We start from the raw sequence: 520 nt of genomic DNA, 5'->3' as shown, positions 1-520 counted from the left end.
TCGCTCGGATCTTTCGGTGTCAATGGTGTTGTGCCATCTGGGCCNACTGGTGTNGTGCCTGGTACATNTGGAANNACTGGAAGATCAGTNCCTGGTTTNNTTGGATCTGTTGGATCGTTTGGATATGGAAGGTTTGGTACTTTTGGAAGTCCGTCTGGTACATTTGGTACGTATGAACCAAGTTTGCTGTACTTAACTGTTTCTTCGCTATCCTTATCATCAGGAGTCACTGTCTTNGCTGCTACATTGGCCTTATCTGCCACGAATCCAGTTACGACTGGTGTAGCTTCTTGAGCCAATTCTTTCGTAGCTGGTGTCCATGCACCGTAAGTCTTCTTGTCAGTTACACGGTCGCGCTCACCTGTACGTGTGAAGGCTGCTTCTTGTGTTACTGGAGCTTTCAGAGCTGGACGGCCTGCTGTTTGACCATCTGCGTATTGATACTTGATGGTACGTGTAACCTTCTTGTTGAGTTCTGCTGGATCCTTGATTGCTTCTTTACCATGACGAAGAGTAACAA

General features: G+C 47.0%; 1 protein-coding gene. It reads right to left on the bottom strand.

Going from position 1 to position 520, the window contains the following annotated elements; translation table 11 throughout:
• Positions 1-449 (bottom strand): mucin-binding protein (locus D8792_RS11575; RefSeq protein ID WP_446677408.1); only part of this gene is annotated, 449 nt, incomplete at its 3' end.
• Positions 450-520: the final 71 nt, after the last annotated feature.

The sequence above is a fragment of the Streptococcus cristatus genome (assembly GCF_003943505.1).
Lineage (GTDB): Bacteria > Bacillota > Bacilli > Lactobacillales > Streptococcaceae > Streptococcus > Streptococcus cristatus_E.
The sequence above is the reverse complement of the archived record's forward strand: the minus strand, read 5'-3'. Positions and strand labels throughout refer to the sequence as shown.